Annotated in this window: 22 protein-coding genes, 1 tRNA gene and 1 pseudogene; 12 read left to right on the top strand and 12 right to left on the bottom strand. The window is 64.3% G+C overall.

Annotated elements, in window-relative coordinates; translation table 11 throughout:
- Positions 1-125: 125 nt before the first annotated feature.
- The 3 genes from cpdR (at position 126) to NTCA1_RS20575 (ending at position 2192) form a co-directional block, all read left to right on the top strand.
- Positions 126-500: a cell cycle two-component system response regulator CpdR gene (gene cpdR, locus NTCA1_RS20585; RefSeq protein ID WP_086493936.1), complete on the top strand. Its 375-nt coding sequence runs from the start codon at positions 126-128 to the stop codon at positions 498-500.
- A 137-nt stretch (positions 501-637) separates the two neighbouring features.
- Positions 638-712: transfer RNA gene (locus tag NTCA1_RS20580), tRNA-Val, on the top strand.
- Between the two features lie 256 nt (positions 713-968).
- Positions 969-2192 (top strand): NADP-dependent isocitrate dehydrogenase, encoded by a 1224-nt coding sequence (locus tag NTCA1_RS20575; RefSeq protein WP_086493937.1) that lies wholly within the window; start codon positions 969-971, stop codon positions 2190-2192.
- A 117-nt stretch (positions 2193-2309) separates the two neighbouring features.
- Here NTCA1_RS20575 and NTCA1_RS20570 read toward each other — a convergent pair whose 3' ends face one another.
- Both NTCA1_RS20570 and NTCA1_RS20565 read right to left on the bottom strand, forming a co-directional pair.
- Positions 2310-3155, bottom strand: coding sequence for a TauD/TfdA family dioxygenase (locus NTCA1_RS20570; protein WP_159831662.1), 846 nt, complete (start codon positions 3153-3155; stop codon positions 2310-2312).
- 141 nt (positions 3156-3296) lie between these two features.
- Positions 3297-3884 carry a TetR/AcrR family transcriptional regulator gene (locus NTCA1_RS20565; RefSeq protein WP_086493939.1) on the bottom strand — a complete coding sequence of 196 codons (588 nt, stop codon included), beginning with the start codon at positions 3882-3884 and terminating at the stop codon, positions 3297-3299.
- Positions 3885-4014: 130 nt separating this feature from the next.
- On the opposite strand from NTCA1_RS20565, the gene NTCA1_RS20560 reads away from it, so the two are divergent.
- From NTCA1_RS20560 to NTCA1_RS20550, 3 genes are all read left to right on the top strand, one after another.
- A complete protein-coding gene (locus tag NTCA1_RS20560) occupies positions 4015-5085 on the top strand; it encodes a PA0069 family radical SAM protein (RefSeq protein WP_159831661.1) in 1071 nt (356 codons plus the stop codon).
- 33 nt (positions 5086-5118) lie between these two features.
- Positions 5119-5613, top strand: a complete 495-nt coding sequence (locus tag NTCA1_RS20555) for a hypothetical protein (protein WP_159831660.1) — start codon at positions 5119-5121, stop codon at positions 5611-5613.
- A gap of 97 nt (positions 5614-5710) precedes the next feature.
- Positions 5711-5995 (top strand): hypothetical protein, encoded by a 285-nt coding sequence (locus NTCA1_RS20550; protein WP_086493942.1) that lies wholly within the window; start codon positions 5711-5713, stop codon positions 5993-5995.
- Positions 5996-6002: 7 nt separating this feature from the next.
- On the opposite strand, the pseudogene NTCA1_RS20545 reads toward NTCA1_RS20550, so the two are convergent.
- Positions 6003-7596: pseudogene (locus tag NTCA1_RS20545) on the bottom strand (long-chain fatty acid--CoA ligase).
- 122 nt (positions 7597-7718) lie between these two features.
- Positions 7719-11318: a DNA polymerase III subunit alpha gene (dnaE, locus tag NTCA1_RS20540; protein WP_159831659.1), complete on the bottom strand. Its 3600-nt coding sequence runs from the start codon at positions 11316-11318 to the stop codon at positions 7719-7721.
- A gap of 348 nt (positions 11319-11666) precedes the next feature.
- Here dnaE and NTCA1_RS28785 point away from each other — a divergent pair, with 348 nt between their 5' ends.
- Positions 11667-12377 (top strand): RcnB family protein, encoded by a 711-nt coding sequence (locus tag NTCA1_RS28785; RefSeq protein ID WP_236549489.1) that lies wholly within the window; start codon positions 11667-11669, stop codon positions 12375-12377.
- A gap of 28 nt (positions 12378-12405) precedes the next feature.
- Here NTCA1_RS28785 and NTCA1_RS20530 read toward each other — a convergent pair whose 3' ends face one another.
- The 4 genes from NTCA1_RS20530 to NTCA1_RS20515 all read right to left on the bottom strand — a co-directional run bounded on the left by NTCA1_RS20530 (position 12406) and on the right by NTCA1_RS20515 (position 15155).
- Positions 12406-12903 carry a glutathione peroxidase gene (locus tag NTCA1_RS20530; RefSeq protein ID WP_159831658.1) on the bottom strand — a complete coding sequence of 166 codons (498 nt, stop codon included), beginning with the start codon at positions 12901-12903 and terminating at the stop codon, positions 12406-12408.
- Positions 12887-13171 (bottom strand): hypothetical protein, encoded by a 285-nt coding sequence (locus NTCA1_RS20525; RefSeq protein ID WP_086493946.1) that lies wholly within the window; start codon positions 13169-13171, stop codon positions 12887-12889. Before NTCA1_RS20525 ends, NTCA1_RS20530 begins: the two co-directional genes overlap by 17 nt.
- A gap of 75 nt (positions 13172-13246) precedes the next feature.
- Positions 13247-13921 (bottom strand): ABC transporter ATP-binding protein, encoded by a 675-nt coding sequence (locus NTCA1_RS20520; protein WP_086493947.1) that lies wholly within the window; start codon positions 13919-13921, stop codon positions 13247-13249.
- Positions 13914-15155, bottom strand: coding sequence for a lipoprotein-releasing ABC transporter permease subunit (locus NTCA1_RS20515; protein ID WP_086493958.1), 1242 nt, complete (start codon positions 15153-15155; stop codon positions 13914-13916). The genes NTCA1_RS20520 and NTCA1_RS20515 overlap by 8 nt, the downstream gene beginning before the upstream one ends.
- Positions 15156-15461: 306 nt before the next feature.
- Between NTCA1_RS20515 and purF the strand changes: the two genes are divergently transcribed.
- The 3 genes from purF (at position 15462) to NTCA1_RS20500 (ending at position 18056) form a co-directional block, all read left to right on the top strand.
- Positions 15462-16910 carry an amidophosphoribosyltransferase gene (purF, locus tag NTCA1_RS20510; protein ID WP_086493948.1) on the top strand — a complete coding sequence of 483 codons (1449 nt, stop codon included), beginning with the start codon at positions 15462-15464 and terminating at the stop codon, positions 16908-16910.
- Positions 16907-17638: an SDR family NAD(P)-dependent oxidoreductase gene (locus tag NTCA1_RS20505; RefSeq protein WP_159831657.1), complete on the top strand. Its 732-nt coding sequence runs from the start codon at positions 16907-16909 to the stop codon at positions 17636-17638. The genes purF and NTCA1_RS20505 overlap by 4 nt, the downstream gene beginning before the upstream one ends.
- Before the next feature lie 79 nt (positions 17639-17717).
- The gene (locus NTCA1_RS20500; protein WP_159831656.1) at positions 17718-18056 is read left to right on the top strand and encodes a PilZ domain-containing protein; all 339 of its coding nucleotides are present in this window, start codon (positions 17718-17720) and stop codon (positions 18054-18056) included.
- 16 nt (positions 18057-18072) lie between these two features.
- On the opposite strand, the gene NTCA1_RS20495 is transcribed toward NTCA1_RS20500, so the two are convergent.
- Positions 18073-19377, bottom strand: coding sequence for a cyclopropane-fatty-acyl-phospholipid synthase family protein (locus tag NTCA1_RS20495; RefSeq protein ID WP_086493951.1), 1305 nt, complete (start codon positions 19375-19377; stop codon positions 18073-18075).
- A gap of 77 nt (positions 19378-19454) precedes the next feature.
- On the bottom strand, positions 19455-20831 hold the full coding sequence (locus NTCA1_RS20490) for a deoxyribodipyrimidine photo-lyase (RefSeq protein WP_159831683.1): 1377 nt from the start codon (positions 20829-20831) through the stop codon (positions 19455-19457).
- Between the two features lie 41 nt (positions 20832-20872).
- On the opposite strand from NTCA1_RS20490, the gene NTCA1_RS20485 reads away from it, so the two are divergent.
- Positions 20873-21586, top strand: a complete 714-nt coding sequence (locus NTCA1_RS20485) for a phosphatase PAP2 family protein (protein WP_159831655.1) — start codon at positions 20873-20875, stop codon at positions 21584-21586.
- A 17-nt stretch (positions 21587-21603) separates the two neighbouring features.
- On the opposite strand, the gene NTCA1_RS20480 is transcribed toward NTCA1_RS20485, so the two are convergent.
- Both NTCA1_RS20480 and NTCA1_RS20475 read right to left on the bottom strand, forming a co-directional pair.
- Positions 21604-22617, bottom strand: a complete 1014-nt coding sequence (locus NTCA1_RS20480; RefSeq protein ID WP_159831654.1) for a 2-oxoacid:ferredoxin oxidoreductase subunit beta — start codon at positions 22615-22617, stop codon at positions 21604-21606.
- Between the two features lie 22 nt (positions 22618-22639).
- On the bottom strand, positions 22640-24598 hold the full coding sequence (locus tag NTCA1_RS20475) for a 2-oxoacid:acceptor oxidoreductase subunit alpha (RefSeq protein WP_374705209.1): 1959 nt from the start codon (positions 24596-24598) through the stop codon (positions 22640-22642).
- A 279-nt stretch (positions 24599-24877) separates the two neighbouring features.
- On the opposite strand from NTCA1_RS20475, the gene NTCA1_RS20470 reads away from it, so the two are divergent.
- Entirely contained in the window at positions 24878-25360 is a 483-nt protein-coding gene (locus tag NTCA1_RS20470; RefSeq protein WP_086493960.1) for an RNA pyrophosphohydrolase, read from the top strand.
- Positions 25361-25406: the final 46 nt, after the last annotated feature.

The raw sequence follows: 25406 nt of genomic DNA, 5'->3' as shown, positions 1-25406 counted from the left end.
CCGTTCCCGGTCAGTGGACATTCCAGACGAGAATTTTAACCAGACAGGGGCTAAGCCTTGGCGCATAACGGGCGAGCGATGCGCCGCTCGCAGAAACTGGCCACGAATCTGGATATGAAAACGCGATGATCCGCATCCTGCTTGCCGAAGACGATCAGGCCATGCGCACCTATCTCGCCCGCGCGCTGGAAAACGCGGGCTATGACGTGCTGGCTGTCGATCGCGGCACCGAAGCCCTGCCCTACCTGGAAAGCCAGCATTTCGACCTCCTGCTCTCTGATATCGTCATGCCCGAGATGGACGGAATCGAACTGGCACAGCGCTGCGCGGAAGTTTCACCGATGACCAAGGTCATGTTCATCACCGGCTTCGCTGCGGTTTCCCTGCGCGCCAGCCGCGAGGCGCCGCACGCCAAGGTCTTGTCCAAGCCCTTCCATCTGCGTGATATCGTTATGGAAGTTCAGCGGGTCTTCGGTCTTTCCGAGCATGCGCAGCTCTGATTCCGGCTATCCACAGAGCTGTCGACAGGCAGATGAAACTTTTTTGAAAAAACCGGTTGCCAAGGCCCGGGACCACCGTTAGAGGGCCACTCCACCGAGCGGCACTACGGAGCCGCAACGGACCGACCGAATGGTGTGGGCGTATAGCTCAGTGGTAGAGCACTATGTTGACATCGTAGGGGTCGCAAGTTCAATCCTTGCTACGCCCACCATTCGAGAACCCCGCAAGCCTCTGGCTTAGCGGGGTTTTCTCTTTTCCGCCTCCTTGCGGGAACAGCTGAACCCGCGCCCCTGGTCGCACAGCGATACAAACCGGTCACAAACTGCCCAACCCCCATGCATGACCATGCAAGCGGCGCAACTCCGCCTCCGCGCAAAGCGGGCGACCTATCCGCAACCCGCCTTGCCAGCCGCTCCCCGCCTGCCTAAGAGACGCCCAATTTCTCACCTCCAGGGGAGTTTTTCGGAATGGCAAAAATCAAGGTCAAGAATCCCATCGTCGAGATGGACGGCGATGAAATGACGCGGATCATCTGGGAATGGATCCGTGAACGACTGATCCTCCCCTACCTGGACATCGATCTCAAGTACTACGATCTCTCGGTCCAGAAGCGTGACGAGACGAACGACCAGATCACCGTCGATGCCGCCAATGCCACCAAGGAACATGGCGTTGCCGTCAAGTGCGCGACCATCACCCCCGACGAAGCGCGCGTCACCGAATTCAGCCTCAAGAAGATGTGGAAGTCGCCCAACGGCACGATCCGCAACATCCTGGGCGGCGTCGTGTTCCGCGAGCCGATCGTGATCTCGAACGTGCCCCGCCTGGTTCCGGGCTGGACCGACCCGATCGTCGTCGGCCGTCACGCTTTCGGCGACCAGTACAAGGCCACCGACACCCTGATCCCCGGCCCCGGCAAGCTGCGCCTGGTGTGGGACGGCGAGAGCGGCGAGAAGATCGACCTCGACGTGTTCGACTTCCCGGCTCCGGGCGTCGCCATGGCGATGTACAACCTGGACGAATCGATCCGCGACTTCGCACGCGCCTCGTTCAACTACGGCCTCAACCTGGGCTGGCCGGTCTACCTCTCGACCAAGAACACCATCCTCAAGGCCTATGACGGCCGCTTCAAGGATCTGTTCCAGGAAGTGTTCGACACCGAAGGCTTCAAGGAAAAGTTCGCCGAAGCCAAGATCGTCTACGAACACCGCCTGATCGACGACATGGTCGCCTCGGCGCTCAAGTGGTCGGGCAAGTTCGTCTGGGCCTGCAAGAACTACGACGGCGACGTGCAGTCGGATACCGTTGCACAGGGCTTCGGCTCGCTGGGCCTGATGACCTCGGTCCTGCTCTCGCCCGACGGCAAGACCGTCGAAGCGGAAGCCGCCCACGGCACCGTGACCCGTCACTACCGCCAGCACCAGCAGGGCAAGGCGACCTCGACCAACCCGATCGCCTCGATCTTCGCCTGGACGCGCGGCATCGCCTATCGCGGCAAGTTCGACGAGACCCCGGAAGTGGTGAAGTTCGCCGAGACGCTGGAGCAGGTCTGCATCGAAACCGTCGAAAGCGGCAAGATGACCAAGGATCTCGCGCTGCTGATCGGCCCGGACCAGAACTGGATGACCACCGAGCAGTTCTTCGAGGAAATCGTCAAGAACCTCGAAACCAAGATGGCTGCCTGGGCCTGAGCCCTTCGCCTCGAACCCCGGGTCTTCGAACTCGGGGTGCAAAAAACCCTCCGCCTTCGCAGGCGGAGGGTTTTTTCTTGTCCCTTCAAGCGGCGACGCCGCCTTGCGGAACGTCGCTTATTCGAAGGGCTCTTCGCCTTCGAGCTTCGTGCGGTGCATCATGCGGCCGCAGTTCGGGTCGTAGGCCTCGGCCCGGTGCATGGTGCCGGTATTGTCCCACATGACCAGATCGCCCACTTCCCATTCGTGGCTATAGGTGAACTCCGGTCCGGTAGCCCATTCGCGCAGGCCATGGATGATCATCGCGCTCTCCAGCGCGGACTTGCCGACCACTTGCGCCGAAGTGCAGCCGATCACCAAGCTCTTGCGGCCGGATTGGTGCTTCCACACGAGGGGCAGTTCCTGCTCGCCGATCTGCGCATAGCCCTGCAATTTGGCAAGGCTCGGCTCGGGCTCGTAGTAGAACAGGCTGGCCCAGGGGCCGTGGATCATGCGGTACTGCTCGTACTCGGCCTGCTTGTCCGCCGGCAGTTCCTCGAAGGCGGCGTAAGTGTTCGCGAAGCCCGTGTTACCCGTGCCGCGCGGGCTCGGCACCCGGCAGGACAGCAGGGAAGCCAGGATCGGCACGTCGTTGCGGGTGCCATCGATATGCCAGTAGAGCGAGCCCTTCAGGTACTCGGCGGCCATCGGGTTTTCCTTGGCATCGAGGGTGATCTTGGAGATCACTTCCTCGCCGCCCTTGCGCTCGGGAGCGAACGTGCCGAGCGTCTTGGTGAAGGCGACCTGTTCCTCGTCCGTAAAGTTCACCTGCGGGAAAACCAGAACGCCCCGCGCCTCAAGCAGCTCGCGAATTTCTGCCGCGATGTCACCGGACAGCAGTTCCTCGCGGCTGTTGAGGACGCGGCTGCCGATTTTCGGCTTGATCTCTTCCGCCCTGAGCCTCGTCTGGGTTTCGACCGACATTTCTAGAACTCTCCCGTCTGATGGCCTGCCGCGCAAGCGGTCCAAGGGAGAGTAATACCACGAACTGAACAGGCGTTCAAAGAACCATGGACTGCCGCAGCGATCAATCGCATCGGCCAGGTAGCCGGGCTGCCTGGTCGATCAGCCGGAGGGCAGCAACCGATCAAGCCACGATTCCACAATGGCGCGGGCCTCGCCATGACCGGCCTCCACGCCAAGTGCTTCTTCCATCACCAGACAGCGCCCTATCCCTGCCAGGATCAGCGAGAGGCCGGCCGGGTCGAAGCCCTCAACAGCCTTGATCCGGTCGCCTAGCAAGTGCCCAAGCAGATCGACCTGTCGCTGCCGCATGGCGGCGCTGTGTTCCGCCATCATTTCGCGGACGGCAGGCCGATGATTGGCAAGTGCCATGAATTCCAGCGACATCGCCGTACGACTGGTATCGATGAAGAAGCCCCAGAGCGCCCGCACCGGGTCGTCGGAATTCAGGGCCTCGTCGATCATCCGGTCGCTGTCGGCCGCGCCCTGGCGGCACACTTCGAGCAGGAGGTCGTCGGTCGTCGGGAAATAGTAGTGAACCAGCGAAGGCTTCAGCCCCGCCCGAGCCGCGACGCGCCGGGTGCTGGCAGCGGCATATCCTTCGTCCCGGATCAATCCCACGGTCGCCTCGACGATGCGCGCCCGCGTTGCGGACGTTTCGGCCCCTACCCTGCGCGCTGCGCCTGCCATCGGATCTCCTTCGCTCGGCCTGACCGGCCCGGTGCGGGTTTGCCTAGGCCCTGCTATCGGCAAGATCAACCAGAGCGCTTGGCCGAACGCGCAGCTTGAATTTTGTTCTCTTTTTGTTCATACGATTCGCATGGCAATCCACAAGGGAAGAGGCGCCGTCAGCGGCCGGGCCAGCACCCGCTTCAATCTCCCCCAGCGGGAGACGGACGGAGACTGGCTGGACGCGGCGGAAACGATCGACGGGCCCGCCCGGCATCCGGCGACCACGGTTACCGAGGAACATCCCCGCTCGATCCTGTCCTTCAACACATCGCCGGACATTCCCTTCGACCGTTCGATCAATGCCTATCGCGGCTGCGAGCACGGCTGCATCTATTGTTTCGCGCGCCCCACCCATGCCTATCACGATCTCTCGCCCGGTCTGGATTTCGAAACCAAGCTCTTCGCCAAGCCTGACGCTGCCAGATTGCTGCGCGAGACGCTCGCCAAGCCGAGTTACCGGGCCTCGACCATAGCCATGGGCACCAATACCGACCCCTATCAGCCCATCGAGGGCCGCTATCGGATCACCCGCAGCATCCTGCAAGTCTGCCTGGAAACGCGGCACCCGGTGACGATCACCACCAAGTCGGATCGCGTGCTCCGGGATATCGACCTCATCTCGGAACTGGCCCGCAACAATCTCGTTGCCGTGGCCATCTCGGTCACGAGCATGGATCCGAAGCTCTCGCGCCTGCTCGAACCCCGCGCCGCCGCACCTGCCAAGCGCATCGCGGCCCTGGGCAGGCTCGCGCAGGCCGGTGTTCCGGCCCATGTCTCGATTGCGCCGGTCATTCCTTCGATAACCGACGCCTATCTCGAAGAGATCCTGGCCGCCGCGCAGGCCGAGGGCATCGACCGCGCGACATGGATCATGATCCGCCTGCCGCACGAAGTCGCTCCACTGTTTCGCGAGTGGCTGGAGACCCATTTCCCCGATCGTGCGGGCAAGGTCATGGCCACGATCCAGTCGATGCGCGGCGGGCGCGACAACGATCCCCGGTTCTTCACGCGCATGCGACCGAGCGGCGTCTGGGCGGACCTCTTCCGTCATCGCTTCCGGGTGGCCATGAAACGCATGGGATTTACCCGGCCGGCCATCGCACTGGACTGTTCCGGCTTCCGCCGGCCGTCTCTGGACGGTCAATTGTCACTGCTATAGCCTTGATCCGAAACGCAGGAGGAGAATGATCGCATGTTGCTAGCAGCTCTGGCCTTTCTGGCAGAAGTCGCTGCCCCTGCGGCCCCTTCTCACATCCAGACCATGCGCTCTGCCGCACCGCCCCCCGCCTTCCAGCCGCCATCCTGCAACCGGGGATGTCTCTCCGCCGTCGAAGCCGTCACTTACGCCTCATACCTCGGAGACAAGGCAGGCGTGGCCGGAACATTCGAGATGCCGGTGGTCGGCGTCGGACAGCAGAATGGCCTGTTCTATCTCAATTCCGAGCGCGATTACCGCGATCGCAACTGCCTGACCGTCGCCATGACGCCTGCCGCCGTACTCGCCCTCGTAGGCACCGCCGATCCCGACCAGGTGCGCAAGCGACTTCGCGGCCATCGAATTCTGGTGCGGGGCGTCGCCCAGCAAGTGCGGATCAACTTCATGGCCGATGGGAAACCCACGGAGAAATATTACTATCAGGTGCATGTCCGCGTTGCCGAGCCAGGTCAGATCCGCGTCACAAGCTGATACGGTCCAGCAACCGGAAGCATTCTGGCGCGTTCCCTGCCGAACGATAAATGCTTAACGATAAGCGCCCAACAATAAACTAGGACAGGAGGTCGTGATGGCAAATGAACCCGGCGAGCGCGCACCCGAAGCACCGACAACCACGACCACGATCATTCGCGAACGCGGATCCTCGGGAGGCGCCACGGGAATCGTGATGGCGCTGATCCTGTTGGTCGTCGTGGCGGGCGGGATCTATCTCTTCAGCAAGGGCACACAGAGCGAAACCGCGAAGGACGAAGCCATCACCGAAGCCGCCAACAATGTCGGCGCGGCGGCGGACAAAGTGGGCGACGCCGCGCAAGACGCCGCCAACGGAGTCCACAAGGACAGTGCCGAGTGACCTCGCTTCAGACCGGCAGCCGGTAGTCCCGGAAGCGGTCGCGAAGGTCTTTCTTGCTGATCTTTCCGCTGCCCGTGTGGGGAATGTCCGCCAGGAACTCGATGGCATCAGGCAGCCACCATCGCGCGACTTTCCCGGCCAGGAACGCCAACAGTTCCCGCTCGCCCAGTTCGCTGCCTTCCCGCCGGACCACGACCAGCAGCGGCCGTTCGTCCCATTTCGGATGGAATATGCCGATCGCGGCGGCTTCCATCACATCGGGATGCGCCACGGCTGCGTTCTCCAGTTCGACGGAGCTTATCCATTCCCCTCCGGATTTGATGAGGTCCTTCGTCCGATCGGTAATGCGCAGGGAACCGTCCGGCAGGAGCGAGGCGACGTCGCCGGTATCGAACCACTGCTCGCCGTCGGTGCAGTCCTCTTCCGCGCCGAAGTAGCGACGAACGGTCCAGGCGCCGCGCACCTGCAAGGCGCCGGACGCGGCGGGTCCGTCATCCGCTGCTTCGCCTTCGAGCGCGACGACGCGAACTTCGCTGCCGTAGACGGGGCGGCCCTGGAAGCTTTTTACCGCCACCTGCTCCTCGAAGCTCATCTCGTCCCAATCGGCCGGTTCGTAAGTCATGGTGGCGATCGGCGAAGTTTCCGTCATGCCCCAGGCCTGGACCACGCGCACCCCAGCGCGCATCAGGCGCTCGACCACGCTGGCAGGGACGGCGGCGCCGCCCGACAGTGCCTGTCGGATCGGCGGCATGGCCGCGCCCGTCCGGTCGAGGTGCTAGAACAGGGCGAACCAGACGGTCGGCACACCCGCGACGTGAGAGACGCCCTCTTCCCGCATGAGGTCGCATAGCACTTGCGGGTCGTTGGTCTGGCTCCAGACCATTTTCGCCCCCACGGCCGCGCTCGCCCAAGGCAGGCCCCAGTTGTTGGCATGAAACATCGGCACGACCGGCAGGACGCAGGAACGGGGCGCCAGATCGAGGCAGGACGGCGCGACCATCGCCAGGGTGTGAAGGACATTGGAGCGATGCGAATAGAGCACGCCCTTGGGATCGCCCGTCGTCCCGCTGGTGTAGCAGAGCATGCAGGCCTCGCGCTCCGCTCCGGGCGTCCAGAGCGCCTCGCCATCCTCTCGGCCGATCCAGTCGTCGAAACCGCCCCCGAATGACCCGGAAGCGAATGCCCCGGAATCGAAGCAGATCGCCCGGGCAACCGAGGGGCAACGCGGCAGCAGCCGCTCGACAAGCGGATGAAACGCCGCGTCGTAGAGCAGTACGCGGTCGTCTGCATGGTTGATGATCCAGACGAGTTGCTCTTCGAAAAGACGCGGATTGAGCCCCGGCTCCCGTAGCCCCGAACCAGGCCGCAAGGTGACGGGCATGGTTCATCGCCAGCGTGGCCACCCGGTCTCCCGGATAGATATCCAGCCTTCGCAGGGCCTGCACCATCTTCAGCGCATCGCGGCGGATACCCGACCAATCGGTGCGAGTGCGGCTGCCATCGGCCCACTGCGTCACGATCTCGCGCGATCCATGTTCACGCGCGGCATGATCGAGCAAGCCCGTCACCCGCAGATCCCATTCCTGCATCGCCCCGAGCATCGGGTATCTCCCCGCTTTTACGGGAATTTATGGACCGTTTTGCGCGGATGGCAAGCCGTGACGCGACGGACCGCGCAAGGCCCGGGCGCAGTCGCTTCGCGCCGGTTTGCTGGACCGCTTCCTCAGGCCGCGCGGCGAAGCCCTTCGGGGCCGCGCCGGGCGATCAGCGAGACATTGGCGATGCCGGGAATACTCTCCAGATGGTCGGCAAATTCACCGTCCAGCGCAAAGTCGCGCCCCAGTCGCACCTTCTGCTTGCGTCCATCGCCGATATCCAGCGCCACGACGATTTCGCCGCAGCCGGGCGCACCGGGCCGGACCAGCATGGCCAGTTCCTGCACCGCCTCGACCCGATCTATGTCGAGCGACAGGAACATGCGCGCATCGGCCTTCACTTCGTTCAGCGGGCGCGCGCCGCGAACCGTCACGCGGGGCGGCTCGTCCGGGCTGGGACTGTCGAGTTCCACGGTCAACAGAACGCAGGCGTCCTCCTTCGACCATCGCACGAAACTCTCGACCAAACTTTCCTCGAAGCACGAGGCGGAAAAGTTGCCCGACTGGTCCGAGAAATCGGCCATAACGAAGTCCTTGCCGCGCTTGGTCTTACGTTTCTGCACATTCTCGACCATGGCCGCCATGACCGCGCCGGTGCGTCCGGCCCCGCCGCCCGACATGAGGCTGGAGTACGTGCGGGCGCCATTGGCCGAAGCCACTGCGCGGTACTGTTCCACCGGATGGGCGGCAAAGTAGAAGCCGAAAGTCTCCCGCTCCTTCGCCATCTTGTCCGTCCGGCTCCACGACTCGGCCTCGACAAGACGCAGGCCCTGCTCGACATGATCGTCGCCACCGAACAGGCTGTTCTGGTCCGAGTTACGCTCACGCGAGGAGCGGTCTGCCTCGGCCAACAGGGTATCGGCATTGGCCAGCACTTTGGCGCGGTTGGGCTCCAGCCCATCGAACCCGCCTGCCGCTGCCAGGCTTTCGAGCTGGCGGCGGTTCATCGAACCGGCCGGAGCGCGGCGGAATACATCGTCCAGACTGACGAACTTGCCATTGGTCTCGCGCTCCGAAACCAGCGCTTCCATGGCCTTTTCGCCGACGTTGCGGATCCCCGCGAGGGCATAGCGCACGGCATGGCTGTCCGGCGTTTCCTCCACGCAGAACTCGGCTTCCGACATGTTGATGTCGGGAGGAGCAAGCTGGATGCCGTTGCGGCGCGCGTCGTCCACGAAGATCGCCAGCTTTTCCGACTGGTGCATGTCGAAGCACATCGATGCGGCATAGAATTCGTGCGGGTAATGTGCCTTGAACCACGCCGTGTGGTAGGCGAGCAGGGCGTAGGCGGCGGCGTGCGACTTGTTGAAGCCGTACCCGGCGAACTTGTCGATCAAGTCGAACAGCTCGTTGGCTTTGGCCGCATCGATGCCCGAAACGTCCTTGCAGCCATCGACGAAGCGCTGGCGCTGCTTGTCCATTTCCGCCTGGACCTTCTTGCCCATGGCGCGGCGCAGAAGGTCGGCGTCACCCAGCGAGTAGCCGGCCAGGATCTGCGCGGCCTGCATGACCTGTTCCTGGTAGACGAAGATCCCGTAAGTCTCGCCCAGAATGCCAGCCAGCTTGTCGTGCGGGTATTCGATGGATTCCAGCCCGTTCTTGCGGCGGCCGAACAGCGGAATGTTGTCCATCGGGCCCGGACGGTAGAGCGAGACGAGCGCGATGATGTCACCGAAGTTGGTCGGCTTAACCGCTGCCAGCGTGCGGCGCATGCCTTCCGATTCCAGCTGAAAAACGCCGACCGTATCGCCGCGCTTCAGCAGATCGTAGACCGCCGCATCGTCCCAGGCGAGCGTGGAGAGGTTGATCGATATCCCGCGCCGCTCCAGCAGGTCGCAGGCCTTCTTCAGCACCGACAGCGTCTTCAGGCCGAGGAAGTCGAATTTGACGAGGCCGGTGTCTTCCACCGACTTCATGTCGAACTGCGTCACCGGCATGTCGGAACGCGGATCGCGGTAGAGCGGCACCAGCTGCGCCAGCGGACGGTCGCCGATGACCACGCCCGCCGCGTGGGTGGAGGAGTTGCGCGGCAGGCCTTCCAGCTGCACGGCAAGGTCCACAAGGCGTTTCACCTCGTGGTCGACATCGTATTCGCGGCGGAATTCGGCCACCGGGGAATCGGTGGTGACGCCGTGCTTCTTGCGGCCGTGCAGCGCCTCGGTCAGCGTCCAGGGGTCGGTCGGATGGTTGGGCACCATCTTGCAGAGCCCGTCGACGCGGCCGTAGCCCATCTGCAGAATGCGCCCGCAGTCGCGCAGCACGGCGCGGGCCTTCATCTTGCCGAACGTGATGATCTGCGCGACGTGGTCATGACCGTACTTGCGCTGGACGTAACGGATCACTTCGCCGCGCCGCGTTTCGCAGAAGTCGATATCGAAGTCGGGCATCGAGACGCGTTCCGGGTTGAGGAAGCGTTCGAACAGCAGACCCAGCTTGAGCGGATCGAGGTCGGTGATGGTCAGCGCCCAGGCGACCAGCGAGCCTGCGCCCGAACCACGGCCCGGCCCCACCGGGATGTCGTTGTCCTTGGCCCACTTGATGAAGTCGGCCACGATCAGGAAGTAGCCGGGGAAGCCCATGCCGGCGATGATCTGCACCTCGAAATCGAGGCGCCGGGCATAGTCGAGGAAATCCTCGGTCACGCCGCGTTCGGCAAGATCCCTGTAGGCGGCTTCCCGTGCCTCGCCCTCCAGCGCCATGGCGGCATCGAGTTCGTCCTCCGTCACCTCCGGCCAATACGGCGCGAGGCGGCGGGCGAGACCGGCGCGCGAATTGTCCGCCAGCATCCGCGCCTCGCCCTCAAGGTCACCGGCAAGGCTGGGCAGCAGCGGCTTGCGGCGGGGCGGCATGTAGGCGCAGCGCTGCGCGACGACGAGCGTATTGGCCAGCGCCTCGGGCAGGTCCGCGAAGAGTTCCTGCATCGTCTCGACCGGCTTGACCCAGCGCTCCGACGACGAACGCGGCCGTTCCGGCGCATCGACTTGCGTGGAATTGGCGATGCAGAGCATGGCATCGTGCGCCGCATGGAACTTCGCCTCGGCATATTGCGCCGGGTTGGTGCCCACCAGCGGAATATCGCGCGCATAAGCCAGCGCGATCAGGTCTTCCTCGCTCTCGTCCTCCACCGGATCGCCGGTACGGGTGATCTCGATATAGAGGCGGTCGCCGAACAGCGCCTGCAAGCTGTCGCAATAGCTTTCGGCGGCTTCGAACTTGCCTGCCGCATAGAGCCGGGCCAGCGCGCCCTCGCCGCCGCCGGTCAGGCAGATCAGGCCGTCGGTATGGCCGCGGATCGATTCGAGGGAGACGTGCGGATCATGTTCCAGCGGCCGCTCCAGATGTGCGCGGCTGACGAGATCGCACAAGTTGAGCCAGCCCGCCTCGTTCTGGGCGAACAGCGCGAGCCAGTCGATCGGCAGGTCCTGTCCCTGCGCCGCGCCGCCCGGCCGGGCCACCGCCAGGAACGTGCCGACGATAGGCTGGACGCCCGCGCCCTTGCAGGCCTGGGCATACATGGGCGCGCCGTAGAGACCGTTGCGATCGCAGATCGCGGCTGCGGGGAACTGACGCTCCCTGGCAAGCTTGGCCGCTGCCTTGGGGTCGATCGCGCCGTCCAGCATCGTGAAACTCGAAAAGATGCGCAGAGGTACGAAAGGTGCATGGGGCATGGGCGGAATTTAGGCATTGCCCTACCCTTGGATCAAGGCAGGTCTGGGGATAAGCCGGTGGACAGGGAAGCCGTCCGCTCCAAAACGGCGCCATCTCCCGAAAAGCGCCAAATTGGCGGTCGCGGAAGTTGCCCCAGTGCGAGGGCCCAGCGCGACGGCCCAGTGCGACCCATCGCATGCCGTGGCGACAGTCTTGAAAAGCACCTGAAATCGCGCCATTGTCCGCCCGTTCCTGTCCTTGCCGACACAGGTTGCCGGTATCTTCGAGAACCCTTGAATTCATGCACAAGCCGCGCCTTCCCTGGCGCTTTCGTCTTATGCCAGTCCGGCGGATACGGAGACGTGTGAATGAAGTTCGCCTATCTAGCGCTCGTTCCTCTTTTGCTGGCGCCCGAAGGTCTTCTGCCTTTGGAATATGCCGCCATGGCTCAACAGAACCGCCCCGGCGGACAGCAGAACCAAGGGGCCCGTCCGCCTTCGGGAGGATCCGCCCAGCCCGGTCCCGGCAACAACGCCGGCTCGGGCGCCAACCGCCCCCAACCCCAGCCAACCCGGCCCGGCGGCAACCAGACATCCCCCGGACACCCCGGGAACGACAATCGCCCGGGGCAGCCAGGCCAGAGCAACAGGCCCGGGCAGCCCGGGAACAACGACAGGCCGGGCAACAACGACAGGCCGGGCAACAACGACAGGCCTGGAAACAGCAACAGGCCGGGCCAGCCGGGCAACAACAACCGCCCCGGACAACCCGGCAATTCGCGCCCGCCGGTCGTCACCCAGCCTCATCGTCCCGGCGCCGGTCGGCCCAGCACTTTCCGGCCGATGCGCGCGCCTGCCTATCGCTATCCGCGGGGCTACAGCTATCGCCGCTGGACGGTGCGGATGATCCTGCCCGCGATCTTCCTGTCGGCGCCCTACCTGTTCCAGGACTATGCGATGATCGGGGTAGGCCCGCCCCCGCCGGGCTATTACTGGGTGCGCTACGGCCCCGATCTGCTGCTCGTGCAGAGGACCAATCGCCGCGTGGTGGACGTGATCTACGGCGCGTTCTACTACTGAGCGAAATCAGGCATCGGGCGCTGCCCGCTCAGAGCAGCGCCTCGATGTCCTTTTCCAGGTTCCCCGGCTTGTCGGTCGGGGCATAGCGACGCACGACCTTGCCGTCACGGCCGATCAGGAACTTGGTGAAGTTCCATTTCACCGACTTGCTGCCGAGCACGCCCGGCGCCTCGCTCTTCAGCCATGACCAGAGCGGCGGCGCCTGTTCGCCATTTACGTCGACTTTGCCCATGAGCGGGAACGAGAGGCCGAAGTTCACCTCGCAGAACGATGCGATCTCGTCGGCCGAGCCCGGCTCCTGTGCGCCGAACTGGTTGCAGGGGAAGGCGATCACCTCGAACCCGCGCGCGCGGTATTTCTGCCAGAGCGCCTCGAGACCCGCATATTGCGGCGTGAAACCGCACTTGCTGGCGGTGTTGACCACCAGAAGAACTTTGCCGAGCCGGTCGGCGAGGCTTATCGCCTCGCCGCCGGGTGTTATGGCTTCGAAATCGGCAATTGTCCGGGGATCAGCTGGTGACGCCATGGGGGAAGTCCGTCCTTCGATAAAGACGGCGTATGTCCCCTATTTCCAGCAGCCTGTCACCGTCCTTCTGAACGGAATAGTTGCCCTGTTCCGTTTCCGGCAGGTGCATGACATAACGGATCAGGTTGGCCACCGTGTCGCGGCGTATCGCCTTGAACACATTGAAAAGACCGCCGCCGTCGGCGGCCTTGTGCAGTTCCGCACCGTCGTTCCATCCGGGGCTCTCGCCAGCCGGAATGCCTTGGATGGTGGTGGGAAAGTCGCTCATATATTGCTCCTTTCGCGCGTCTTGCCTCGACTGGTAAAACGCGCCGGAACCCGGCGATGTTCCCCCGGTCGTTATTTAGGCCAGCACCCCGTCGTGCAGTCTTACCACGCGGTCCATCGCCGCAGCCAGACGCTCGTTGTGGGTAGCCACCAGCGCCGCACTGCCCTGGCCGCGTACCAGTTCAAGGAACTGCGCGAAGACCTTGTCGGCGGTCTTCTCGTCGAGATTGCCGGTCGGCTCGTCGGCCAGGACCAGCCGCGGCTTGTTCGCAAGCGCGCGGGCAACTGCCACGCGCTGCTGCTCGCCCCCCGACAGCTTGCTCGGCCGGTGATCGAGCCGCTGGCCGAGGCCGAGCGCGCCCAGCAGTTCGGTCGCGCGGACCTCGCATTCCTCGCGCGACTTGCCGGTGATGAGCTGCGGCAGCACCACGTTCTCGATCGCGTTGAAGTCGGGCAGGAGGTGGTGGAACTGGTAGACGAAGCCGATGTGATCGCGCCGCACCGCCGCGCGGCGGTCCTTGCCGAGCTTCGAGGCATCGATACCGGCAATCTCGATACGACCGCCGAAGCCGCCTTCGAGGAGGCCGATGGCCTGGAGCATGGTCGACTTGCCCGAACCTGAAGGCCCCAGCAGCGCAACGATCTCTCCGGGCTGCACATTGAGATCGACACCGCGCAGCACGTCGATGCGGACACCGCCCTGCTCGAAGCTGCGGGTCAGCTTGTCGAGGCGAACTACTGGATCATTCATAGCGCAGCACCTGCACGGGATCGGTGCTCGCCGCCTTGAAGGCGGGATAGAGCGTGGCGAGGAAACTGAAGATCAGGGCCATGACGCAAATCACCGCGATTTCCACCGGATCGGGCCGCGAAGGCAGCTCGGTCAGGAAGCGGATCGAGGGATCCCAGAGGTTCTGGCCGGTCACGATCTCCACGAAATGGACGATGGGCTGGCGGAAGTAGAGGAACACCATGCCCAGCAAGACCCCTGCCACCGTGCCAAGGGCGCCAATGCAGAAGCCCGTAGTCACGAAGACCTTGAGCAGCGAGCGCCGCGTCGCGCCCATCGTGCGCAGGATCGCGATGTCGCGCGTCTTCGCCCGAACCAGCATGATCAGCGAGGAGAGGATGTTGAACACCGCGACCAGCACGATGATCGAGAGCACCACGAACATTGCCACCCGCTCGACCGCCAGCGCCTCGAACAAAGAGGCATTGATGGTCTTCCAGTCGGTGAGGATGGCCCGACCCTTTAGCTGGCGTTCGAGCGGCGCGAGAATCTCGCCCACCTTGTCGGGATTGCTGGTGGTCACCTCGATCATGCCGATGGTGTCGCCGGTCAGCATGAGCGTCTGCGCATCCTTCACCGGCATGACGACATAGGCCTTGTCATAATCGTAGATGCCGATCTCGAAGATGGCGGCGACCCGGTAGGCGATCTGGCGCGGAACGGTGCCGAAGGGCGTCGAGCGGCCGAGCGGATTGATCACCGTGATGGTATCGCCCACTTGCGCGCCGAGGTTCTGCGCCAATTGCGATCCGATCGCCACATTGTCGCTGCCGACCGCAAGCTCGCCCAGGTTGCCGGCCTTCACCTTGTCCTTGAGCCGCGCGAGGTCCTCATTCGTATTGCCGCGCACCAGGATGCCTTCGACCCGGCCGTTGAAGGTGGTCATCAACGGCTGCTCGATCAGCGGCGAAGCATGGGTGACGCCCGGCGTCGCGCGGACATCCTTCAGCACGTTCTCCCAATCGTCGAGACGGCCGCCATAGGCCTGAATGATGGCATGGCCGTTGAGCCCGACGATCTTGTCGAACAGTTCTGCGCGGAAGCCATTCATCACGCTCATGACGATCACCAGCGCGGCGACGCCCAGCATGACCGCCACCAGACTTATGCCGGCAACGAGGGCAATGAAGCGCTCGCCCTTTCCGGGCAGCATGTAGCGCTTGGCGATGGTCCATTCGAAAGGGGATAGGATCAAGCGACGGGTCCGTCTGAGATCGGGCAGAGTGCCCGGCATTAAGCACATGTCGGAAAGCTGGCAAGCTGATGGCGCAAGGTGCGTGTCGCCAGAATGAACAGGTTGAACGGGCAGGCATGAACGCCCGAGGCGCGATTCGGCTCCCGTGCGATCGTCATCAGGCCGTCATCGAACAGGCGCAACGCCGCAGTCTGCGCGGGCTATCGCCTCGTTTCGCGGCTGCCGTCACTCGCGGGCCTTGCATTTGGAGCCAACACGCTCCAAATGCGCGGGCGATTTGGCGCGACGGCAGCCCGGACGACATCCATGAACATGACACATCCCTTTCGTGACGCCGATGGGGACAAGCTGCGCGAAGAGTGCGGCGTTTTCGGCGTAATCGGTTCCAAGGACGCGGCGAATATCGCTGCGGCCGGGCTTCACTCCCTGCAGCATCGCGGGCAGGAAGCCGTGGGCATCACCAGCTTCAGCGGATCGGAGTTCCACTCCTACCGCGGCCTCGGCCATGTGGCGCAGGTGTTCTCCCAGCGTGAGCTGGACACCCTGCCCGGCACCATGGCTTCCGGCCACGTCCGCTATGCGACGACCGGCGGCTCGGGCCTGCGCAACGTGCAGCCGCTCTTCGCGGACCTTGCCGACGGCGGCTTCTCGATCGCCCACAACGGCAACATTTCCAACGCGATGACGCTGAAGCGCGATCTCGTGTCGAAGGGTTCGATCTTCCAGTCGACCTCCGATACCGAGGTGATCATCCACCTCGTCGCCACCAGCCGCTATCCCACCCTGCTCGACCGTTTCGTCGATGCGCTGCGCATGGTGGAAGGCGCCTACTCGCTGATCTGCATGACCGCGGAAGGCATGATCGCCTGCCGCGATCCGCTGGGCATCCGTCCGCTGGTGATGGGCCGCATCGGTGACGCCACCGTGTTCGCTTCGGAAACCGTGGCGTTCGACGTGATCGGCGCCGAGTTCATCCGCTCGATCGAGCCGGGCGAAATGGTTCAGGTCGACCACAAGGGCACGATCTCCAGCCACCGCCCCTTCGGCAATCCCGCGCCGCGCCCCTGCATCTTCGAGCACGTCTACTTCAGCCGTCCCGACTCGGTGATGGACGGTCGCTCGGTCTACGGCGTGCGCAAGCAGATCGGCATGGAACTGGCCAAGGAAGCGCCGGCCGATGCCGACGTGGTGATCCCGGTTCCCGACAGCGGCGTGCCCGCTGCCATCGGCTACGCCCAGCAATCGGGCATTCCCTTCGAACTCGGCATCATCCGTTCGCACTATGTCGGCCGCACCTTCATCCAGCCGGGTGACGCGGCCCGCCATGCGGACGTCAAGCGCAAGCACAACGCCAACCGCGCCATCGTGGAAGGCAAGCGCATCATCCTGATCGACGATTCGATCGTGCGCGGCACCACCTCGCTTAAGATCGTCGAGATGATGCGCGACGCAGGCGCTGCCGAAGTACACATGCGCATCGCCAGCCCGCCGACCGAGCATTCGTGCTTCTACGGCGTCGATACGCCCGAGCGTTCGAAGCTGCTGGCCGCCAACATGGACATCCAGGCCATGGCGGACTTCATCAAGGCCGACAGCCTGGCCTTCGTTTCCATCGACGGTCTCTACCGCGCGGTGGGCGAGGAAAAGCGCAACAACAAGCGCCCGCAGTTCTGCGACGCCTGCTTCTCCGGCGAGTACCCCACCAAGCTGACCGATTTCACCGATCGTTTCGCCGGGGAGCTCAACGCAGCGTGAACGAAAGTGCAGGCGCAAAGCCGTTCGAAGGTCAGGTCGCGCTCGTAACCGGTTCCAGCCGGGGCATCGGCGCGGCCACCGCCATCGCCCTGGCCGCAGAGGGCGCCCATGTCCTGCTGACCGGACGCGACACCAAGGCGCTAGAGGCGATCGAGGACCAGATCTACCAGTCCGGCGGTTCGGCCACGATCGCGCCGGTCGATCTGGTCGAGCCGGACGGCATCGCCCGCCTTGCCACGGCCGTGTCGCAGCGCTGGGGCAAGCTCGATATCCTGGTCGTCAATGCGGCGATCCTGACCGAGCTGACCAGCGTGGCCGATATCGACCAGCGCGCCTTCAACAAGGCGCTGACCACCAATGTCCTCGCCACCCAGGCCCTGATCGCCAATTTCGACGGCCTGCTGCGCAAGAGCGAGAATGCGCGCGTGATCGGCATGACCAGCACCGTCGCGGAAAAGCCGCGCGCGTTCTGGGGCGCCTATGCCGCCACCAAGGCCGCCGGCGACATGCTGCTCGACTGCTATGCCGAGGAAACGCGCAACACCTCGAAAGTGCGCGTCGCCGTGGTCAATCCCGGCGCCACTCGCACGGCCATGCGCGCCCGCGCCTATCCGGGCGAAGCACCGGCTTCGGTCAAGCCACCGGAAACCGTGGCCCGGCGCCTGGTTGCCCTGCTCGGCGAACCGTTCGAAACCGGCCACCGCGAAACCGTCTCGTCCGAATTTTAATCCTGTGGTAACCCTTTCCTGATTTCTTCCCATTGACGGCGTCTTTAGCGCGCCGTCCCAATGTACGGGTCTCGGGAAAATGACGACGAAATCCCCGCAGGACATCTACGAACTCGCCGCCCAGGAAGATCGCAGCGCGATTCGCCTGCGCATCTCGATACCTGCCGGTTTCAGGGCGTCGGGCACCAAGGCATTCCAGACGGCGGTTCGCGATCTCTCGCTCTCCGGTTTCTCGGCCACGGCGATCAGCCGCATACCTCCCGGCACCTGCTGCTGGCTGACGCTTCCCGGCATGGAAGCCCTGCCGGCGCGCGTGATCTGGTGGGAGGACGGACTTGTCGGCTGCGCGTTCGAGCAGCTCATGAACCCGCTCGTTCTCGACACCGTGCTGACCCGTTGGCGGGGCCAGGGCAACTGAGCCGATCCGCTTAACTTCAGGCGGGCTTTACCAGGGTTACTTGCGCGACGTCGATGCCGCCGCCCATGAATCCGCCTTCGCAATACATCAGGTAGAAACGCCAGAGCCGCACGAAGCGCTCGTCGAAGCCGGCGGGCAGACGGCCTTCCGATACTACCGCATCGAAATTGCGCCGCCATTCGTAGAGCGTGCGCGCATAGTCCAGCCCGAAGCCCTGACGGTCCTGCCAGGAGAGCCCGCGCTCTTCGGCAAGGCGGCGGAATTCCGGCTCGTTGATCAGCATGCCGCCGGGAAAGATGAAAGTCTGGATGAAGTCCGCGCTGCTGGCATAAGCGTCGAAGATCTCATCGCGGATCGCGATATACTGGATCGCGGCCCGGCCGCCCGGCTTGAGGTTTCGGGCGATGCAATCGAGAAAATCGGGCCAGAACCGGCGTCCGACCGCCTCTACCATCTCGACCGAGACGATCGCGTCGTAGGCCCCCGAGACATCGCGGTAGTCCTGCTTGATGAAATCGACGCGCCCGCCCCGCCCTTCCACTTTGCCGGTCCAGCGTTGGCGGGCATAGGCAAGCTGCTCGTCAGACAGGCTGATCGCATCGACCGCAGCGCCTTCTGTCTCCGCGAGAAAGGCCGAAAGCGTGCCCCAGCCGCATCCGATTTCCAGCACTCGCCCACCCTCCGGCAGTTCGAGCCGATGCGCGATCGCGCCGACCTTGTTCGATTGCGCCAGATCCAGCTCGGTGACGAATTGGCTCAGCGCATTGGGGCCGCTTCCGGGGCGGGGAAAGATGCCGCTGGAATAGAGCATCGTCTCGCCCAGCCACTGCTCGTAGAAATCGTTGCCAAGGTCGTAGTGGGCATGGATGTTTCGCAGCGCCCCCGAGCGGGTATTGCGATGGAGCCAGTGCAGCAGCCGCGCCGCCGCACGCCATGGCCCCCGTGCCCGGCCGACATTGCCGAGACTTTCCGCATTCTGCATGAACAGGGCGAAGATCGGCACGGGATCGGGGCTTTCCCATTCGCCTTCTTCCCAAGCCTGATACCAGCCGACCGAACCGGACGTGGCCAGACGCAGGAGCGCGCGCCAGCTATGGATCGCGACGACGGCCTCGTAGCCCGGCGTCCTTCCGCCAAGTACCCGCACGTCGCCGTTGGGAAGGGTCGCCTCGATCGCGCCGCTTTCAAGGCCTCGGTCGATCCTGTCGAGCACGCTCGAAACGCCGCCGGACCACAACCGCGCCAGCCACTGCGGGCCGATGCCGATGGAGCGACCGCCCTCGACCAGCTCTTCTCCCCTGCCTGGCGCCTGTGCGTTCATGAGCACGATACTATCCAGAAAACGGCCATGGGCAATTACCTAGAAATTATTCGGAAAAATCGCCGCTCATCGGCTTCTCATCTGCCTTTGGCATGGCCCCAGGCCGCCAGTGCCCTTTCCCGCCCGGCGCGATGCTCGACCAGCTTCGGCGGATAGCCGCGCGGCCGCTTCGCGGCGCTCGGATCATGGATCTCCGCGTCATCCAGGTCGGCGAGTTCGGGAACCCATTCGCGGATATAGGCGGCCGCCTCGAACTTCTCCGACTGCGTAAGCGGCGCCATGATCCGCACGAACATCTGCGCATCCACGCCCGATCCCGCGCTCCACTGCCAGTTCACCGCGTTGGAACCGTAGTCGGCATCGACAAGCGTATCCCAGAACCACTGTTCGCCTTCCCGCCAGTCGATCAGCAGATGCTTGATCAGGAAGCTGGCGACGATCATGCGCACCCGGTTGTGCATCCAGCCGGTGTGCCAGAGCTGCCGCATCCCGGCATCGACGATGGGATAACCGGTCTTGCCCTGCTGCCAGGCGCGAAGGTCCGATTCGGCCTGCTGGCCCGTCCGCCAGTGCAGATGCGCGAAATCCTCCTTGGCCGAACGGCTGCCGTATTCGGGGAGTTGGAGGATCACGTTCTGCGCATAATCGCGCCAGCCCAGCTCGCCAAGGAAGGTATTCACCGAACCGCCCGCATCGGCCACGGCATGCCAGACCTGCCCCGGCGAGATTTCCCCGAAATGGAGATGGGGCGAAAGGAACGAGGTGCCCTCCACCGACGGCAGGTTCCGCTGCGCCTCATAGTCCGATGCTTCTTCCGCAAAGGCCCGGAGGCGCTTCTTCGCGCCCTTTTCCCCCGGCTCCCACATCTCGCGCATGCCGCCGGCCCAGTCCGGCTTGGTGGGCAGGAGCTGCCAGTCCGCCAGACGATCGGAACGCGGCCATCTTGCAGGCGCCTCGATTTCGGCAGGACGGCGATGCGGCGCAACCGGCGGCAGACGCTCGTGAAGCGCGCGCCAGAACGGGGTGTAGATCTTGTAGGGCCGCCCCGCGCCATTGGTGACCGAACCCGGCGGGGCAAGGTAGTTGCCGTGATGCAGGTGCAGATCCAGCACTTTGCCGACGGCCTTCTCCGCGTTGCGCCACCACGGTTCGTAGTGATGGAGCGCATGGACAGAGCGCGCGCCGATCTCCTGCGCGACCGCCTGCAGCACGTCCTCGCTGCGCCCCTTGCGCAGGATCAGCCGCGAACCCTTGTCCCGCAGCGCGGCATCCAGGCTCTCCAGCGAATGATGCAACCACCAGCGCGAGGCGCCTCCCATGCGGCGATGCCTGGGCGTCTCGTCATCCAGTACATAGACGGGAACGATCGGGCCTTGGCGCGCGGCTTCGGCAATGGCAGGCTGGTCCGAGAGGCGCAGGTCGCGCCGCAGCCAGACGATGACAGGGGGATTCATGGTGCCGGAACGCTTGTCGGTCATCTGCGTTCCCTAAGCCGATGTCATCGCCTTCCCAAAGAGCTATCGCGCCGCGTCATCGCATCGATCCGCGAAAAGCCCTGATCGCCGCCGCGACCTGCTGGACGGCATTTGCGTTCTTTGCCTGGGCCATGCCCGCAGGCCGCACCGCGCAGTTCGACAGGCTTGGCCTGCTGTTCTGGCGCGCCCAAGACTTGCGCCCGCTTGGCCCGCCCTGGCTGCTCGAATGGGTGCGCGATCTCACCGCCATGGGCGGTTTCCTGCAACTGAAGCTCTACACAATCTTCGCGGTGGTGGCGCTGTTCTGGCTGCGCTGCCGCCGGGAAGGCATGCTGCTGGCCCTGACCGTGCTGAGCGCCAGCCTGGTGAACGTCGCCTTCAAGGCCCTGTTCGGCCGCCCCCGCCCGGAGATCGTGCCGCACCTTACCGAGGCGGGCGGCGCCAGTTTTCCGAGCGGGCACAGCTTCAATGCCGCCTCCACCTACATCGCGCTCGCCCTGGCCTTTGCCGCGCTGAGCCCGCGCGCTTCGGTTCGCCATACCCTTGTCATCGGCGCCATGTTCCTCAGCCTGGCCATCGCGGGAAGCCGCGTCTGGCTCGGCGTCCACTGGCCAAGCGACGTCATGGCCGGATGGCTGGGCGGCGCGGGCTGGGCTTTCCTCGCCAGCGCCCTGCTCTATCGCCCAGCCGAAACCGCCGTTCATGCCGCCGATGAACTGATGCCCCCGAACTAATACTGGCGAACTGAGCGTCAGGTAACCGTCCAAGTCTGCCCCCGCGCCAGCAACTTGCCGAGATCGGCGGCCTTGCCCGCGATCACACTCTCCCGCTCGGCCAGGACCGCGCTCTCGAAAGTCGGCGCGGGATCGTCGTGGATCACGCCCAGCGCCATGGGGCAAGGGCCGAAGGGCATTTCCACCAGCATATGGGCCAGCCCCCGGTTGCGCACGTTGTGGACCAGCACCCCCGCCCCGCGCCAGTCCTCCCCGGCGACATCGACGACCTTCAGCGACAGCGTCTCCAAGTCGAGCGCCAGGCCCTTCGTTCCCTTGGCAAAGAGCAGCGGCTCCCCGTCACGGCAATGGACCTGCCTGTCCGCCGCCACGGACTTGTCGGTGAAATCGTCGAAGCGGTCCTTGTTGTAGACGATGCAATTCTGGAAGATCTCGATGAAAGCCGCGCCCTTGTGCCGATAGGCGGCCTGGAGCACTTCGGGCAGGTCTTTCGAGACATCGTAGCTGCGCGCCACGAAGCGGGCGCCCGCGCCGAGCGCAAAGGCGCAGGGGCTGGCGGGGCGATCCACTGACCCTGCCGGTGAACTCGGCGAAGGCGTGCCCGTGCGGCTCGTCGGCGAATACTGCCCTTTGGTAAGGCCGTAGATCTCGTTGTTGAACAGCATGATCTGGCAATCGAGATTGCGCCGCAGCACATGCATGGTGTGATTACCGCCGATCGACATGCCATCGCCGTCGCCAGTGACCAGCCAGACATCGAGATGCGGATTGGCCAGCTTGATGCCCGTCGCCACGGCCGGGGCGCGCCCGTGGATCGAGTGGAAGCCGTAGCTCTCCACGTAATAGGGAAACCGGCTCGAACAGCCGATGCCGGAGACGAACACGGTGTTCTTCGGATCGGCCCCGAGCAGCGGCAGGGTCCGCTGGACCGCCTTGAGGATCGCATAGTCGCCGCAGCCCGGGCACCAGCGCACTTCCTGGTCCGTTTCCCAGTCCTTCAGCGTGGTCTCAATCGAGGTCATGTCGTTCATGCTGGCGTCTCCGCGCGGTGCCTCAGGGTTGCTCGATTTCCGGCCCAGGAAGCTGGGTTTCGTTCACTTCCACCTCGCCGCCTTCGTTTCCGGGAACATCGTCGAAGAAGCGCGCGATTGCCTCGTCCAGTTCGGCGATGGCAAAGGGCTGTCCGCTGGTCTTGGTCAGCGACACCGCGTCCACCAGGAACCGGTCGCGCAGCACGGTCTTGAACTGGCCCGTGTTCATCTCCGGCACAAGCACATGATCGAAGCCCGCCAGCACGTCGCCCAGATTGGCCGGAAGCGGCCAGATATGCCGGACATGCGCATGGCTGACCGCCAGCCCCCGCTTGCGTGCGCGCCTTACCGCCTGGTGGATGGGCCCGTAAGTAGAACCCCAGCCGACCACCAGCAGTTTTCCGGTCGGCTCGCCCAGGCACAGGTCCTGCGCCGGAATGGCGGCGGCAATACCGTCGATCCTGGCCTTTCGCGCATCGGTCTGCGTCTGGTGGACGTCGGGCGCGTAATCGATGTTGCCGGTATCCAGCGCCTTCTCGATCCCGCCGATGCGGTGCATCAGGCCGGGCGTACCGGGCCGGATCCAGGGCTGCACACCGCGCGCGTCGCGCTTGTAGGGAAGTACCCCGTCCGCGCCGTTCGGCTTTTCGAGGAAACTGACGGGAAAGGGCGCGAAGGCCGCCGGATCGGGCACTTTCCAGGGTTCCGAGGCATTGGCGATATAGCCGTCGGTCAGCAGGATCACCGGCGTCATGTACTGCACGGCAATGCGGCAGGCCTCGATCGCACAGGCGAAAGCATCGGTGGGAGAGCGGGCGGCGATCACCGGCAGTGCAGCGTCGCCGTTGCGACCGTAGACGGCCTGATAGAGGTCCGACTGCTCGGTCTTGGTCGGCAGGCCGGTGGAAGGCCCGCCGCGCTGGGAATTGACGATCACCAGTGGAAGCTCCGTCATTACCGCCAGCCCCATCGCCTCGCCCTTGAGCGCGATACCCGGCCCCGAAGAGGACGTGACGCCAAGCTGCCCGGCATAGCTGGCGCCGATCGCGGCGCAGATCGCGGCGATCTCGTCCTCGGCCTGGAAGGTGGTGACGCCGAACTCCTTCATCCGCACGAGGTGGTGCAGGATTGCCGAGGCGGGGGTGATGGGATAGCCGCCGAAGAACATCGGCAATCCGGCCAGTCGGCATCCCGTGACCAGCCCCAGCGAAATCGCCTCCGCGCCGGTCACCGTCCTGTAGAGCCCCGGTTCGCTCGGCACCGGATCGATGTGCAGGCGGCGCAGCGGCCCGGTCAGTTCCGCCGTCTCGCCATAGGCATGCCCGGCATTGAGCGCGGCGATATTCGCCTCGGCCAAGACCGGATTCCCGGCGAACTTGGCCTTCAGCCAGTCGACCAGCGGTTGTCGCGCGCGATCGAACATCCAGAGCGCCAGGCCCAGCGTCCACATGTTCTTGCAGCGCAGCGCCTCCTTGTTGCCGAGGCCGAAAGGCTTCACCGCCTCCAGCGTCAGCGCGGAGATATCGAAGGCCAGGACCTGCCAGCGCGCAAGGCTGCCATCCTCCAGCGGATCCTGGGCGTATTTCGCCTTTTCCAGGTTGCGCTTGCCGAACTCTCCGCTGTCCACGATGACCAGACCGCCCGGCTTGAGGGCATGGATATTGGTCTTCAGCGCAGCCGGGTTCATTGCCACCAGCACGTCCGGGGCATCCCCGGCCGTGGTGATTTCGCTCGAACCGAAATTGATCTGGAAGGCCGATACGCCGAACAATGTGCCCTGAGGCGCGCGGATCTCCGCCGGAAAATCAGGGAACGTCGCCAGATCGTTTCCGGCCAGGGCGGTGGAGAGCGTGAACTGCCCTCCGGTCAACTGCATGCCGTCGCCCGAGTCGCCCGCAAAGCGCACCACGACCGCCTCGACCGCTCCGTCGCCGGGGTCAAAATGCCGAGGCCCGCTTTCAACCGATGAGATTGTCGCCATCATCGCTTTCTCCCGGGAATGCCGGTCTGATGCCGGCGCGCTATTTCCCTGTGCCCAGACTATGCTGGCTTACTATCGGAGCAAAACAGAAAAACTGCCCGCGCTGGAAATTCCGCTGTCCCGGCACCTCCTGCCTGTCATCGGTTACCGGACATGGAACCATAAATGGCGCTGGCATTGCGCATGGGCTTGGGCCATTCTACGGGCATGTGCTCCGGTAATCCTTCGCCGATTTCCCGAAACAGCTTTCTCCAAACGATCATGGAATCCCGTTCACCGATGAAAGACTTCGCGTCCCTGCCCTACCGCCCCTGCGTCGGCGTCATGCTCGTCAATTCCGACGGCAAGGTTTTCGTCGGCAAGCGGATCGACACCAAGGAAGGCGACTGGTGGCAGATGCCGCAAGGCGGCGTCGATGATGGTGAAGACCTGAAGGCCGCAGCCTTGCGCGAACTCTGGGAAGAGACGGGCGCGACCGAACGGAACGTCACCCTCCTCACGCAGACGCGGGAAGAACTGCTCTACGACCTGCCGGACGAGCTGATCGGCAAGCTCTGGAAGGGCAAGTATCGCGGCCAGCGCCAGACCTGGTTCCTCGCCCGGTTCGACGGCAAGGACGCCGACATCGATCTTGAGGCCCACAAGCCGGCCGAATTCTGCGAGTGGAAATGGATCGAGCCGGAACTGCTCCCGGAACTGATCGTCCCCTTCAAGAAGCGCGTCTACCGCGCCGTTCTGGAAGAATTCCGCGCGCTGATCTGACCCTTCGACAAGCTCAGGATAAACCCTTCGACAGGCTCAGGATGAA

This window comes from Novosphingobium sp. TCA1, assembly GCF_009811895.1.
Classification (GTDB): Bacteria; Pseudomonadota; Alphaproteobacteria; order Sphingomonadales; family Sphingomonadaceae; genus Novosphingobium; species Novosphingobium panipatense_A.
This window is presented reverse-complemented; position numbering and strand designations above follow the sequence as displayed.

Bases quoted from the DNA above. Each gene is read 5' to 3' on its own strand.
- NTCA1_RS20470 (WP_086493960.1), top strand. From the start codon at position 24,878: ATGAAAGACTTCGCGTCCCTGCCCTACCGCCCCTGCGTCGGCGTCATG.
- NTCA1_RS20575 (WP_086493937.1), top strand. From the start codon at position 969: ATGGCAAAAATCAAGGTCAAGAATCCCATCGTCGAGATGGACGGCGAT.
- NTCA1_RS20555 (WP_159831660.1), top strand. From the start codon at position 5,119: ATGTTGCTAGCAGCTCTGGCCTTTCTGGCAGAAGTCGCTGCCCCTGCG.
- NTCA1_RS20480 (WP_159831654.1), bottom strand. From the start codon at position 22,617: ATGAACGACATGACCTCGATTGAGACCACGCTGAAGGACTGGGAAACG.
- NTCA1_RS20500 (WP_159831656.1), top strand. From the start codon at position 17,718: ATGACGACGAAATCCCCGCAGGACATCTACGAACTCGCCGCCCAGGAA.
- dnaE (WP_159831659.1), bottom strand. From the start codon at position 11,318: ATGCCCCATGCACCTTTCGTACCTCTGCGCATCTTTTCGAGTTTCACG.
- NTCA1_RS20495 (WP_086493951.1), bottom strand. From the start codon at position 19,377: ATGAACGCACAGGCGCCAGGCAGGGGAGAAGAGCTGGTCGAGGGCGGT.
- NTCA1_RS20570 (WP_159831662.1), bottom strand. From the start codon at position 3,155: ATGTCGGTCGAAACCCAGACGAGGCTCAGGGCGGAAGAGATCAAGCCG.
- NTCA1_RS20485 (WP_159831655.1), top strand. From the start codon at position 20,873: ATGTCATCGCCTTCCCAAAGAGCTATCGCGCCGCGTCATCGCATCGAT.
- NTCA1_RS20550 (WP_086493942.1), top strand. From the start codon at position 5,711: ATGGCAAATGAACCCGGCGAGCGCGCACCCGAAGCACCGACAACCACG.
- NTCA1_RS20490 (WP_159831683.1), bottom strand. From the start codon at position 20,831: ATGAATCCCCCTGTCATCGTCTGGCTGCGGCGCGACCTGCGCCTCTCG.
- NTCA1_RS28785 (WP_236549489.1), top strand. From the start codon at position 11,667: ATGAAGTTCGCCTATCTAGCGCTCGTTCCTCTTTTGCTGGCGCCCGAA.
- purF (WP_086493948.1), top strand. From the start codon at position 15,462: ATGAACATGACACATCCCTTTCGTGACGCCGATGGGGACAAGCTGCGC.
- NTCA1_RS20520 (WP_086493947.1), bottom strand. From the start codon at position 13,921: ATGAATGATCCAGTAGTTCGCCTCGACAAGCTGACCCGCAGCTTCGAG.
- NTCA1_RS20525 (WP_086493946.1), bottom strand. From the start codon at position 13,171: ATGAGCGACTTTCCCACCACCATCCAAGGCATTCCGGCTGGCGAGAGC.
- NTCA1_RS20475 (WP_374705209.1), bottom strand. From the start codon at position 24,598: ATGGCGACAATCTCATCGGTTGAAAGCGGGCCTCGGCATTTTGACCCC.
- NTCA1_RS20530 (WP_159831658.1), bottom strand. From the start codon at position 12,903: ATGGCGTCACCAGCTGATCCCCGGACAATTGCCGATTTCGAAGCCATA.
- NTCA1_RS20560 (WP_159831661.1), top strand. From the start codon at position 4,015: ATGGCAATCCACAAGGGAAGAGGCGCCGTCAGCGGCCGGGCCAGCACC.
- cpdR (WP_086493936.1), top strand. From the start codon at position 126: ATGATCCGCATCCTGCTTGCCGAAGACGATCAGGCCATGCGCACCTAT.
- NTCA1_RS20565 (WP_086493939.1), bottom strand. From the start codon at position 3,884: ATGGCAGGCGCAGCGCGCAGGGTAGGGGCCGAAACGTCCGCAACGCGG.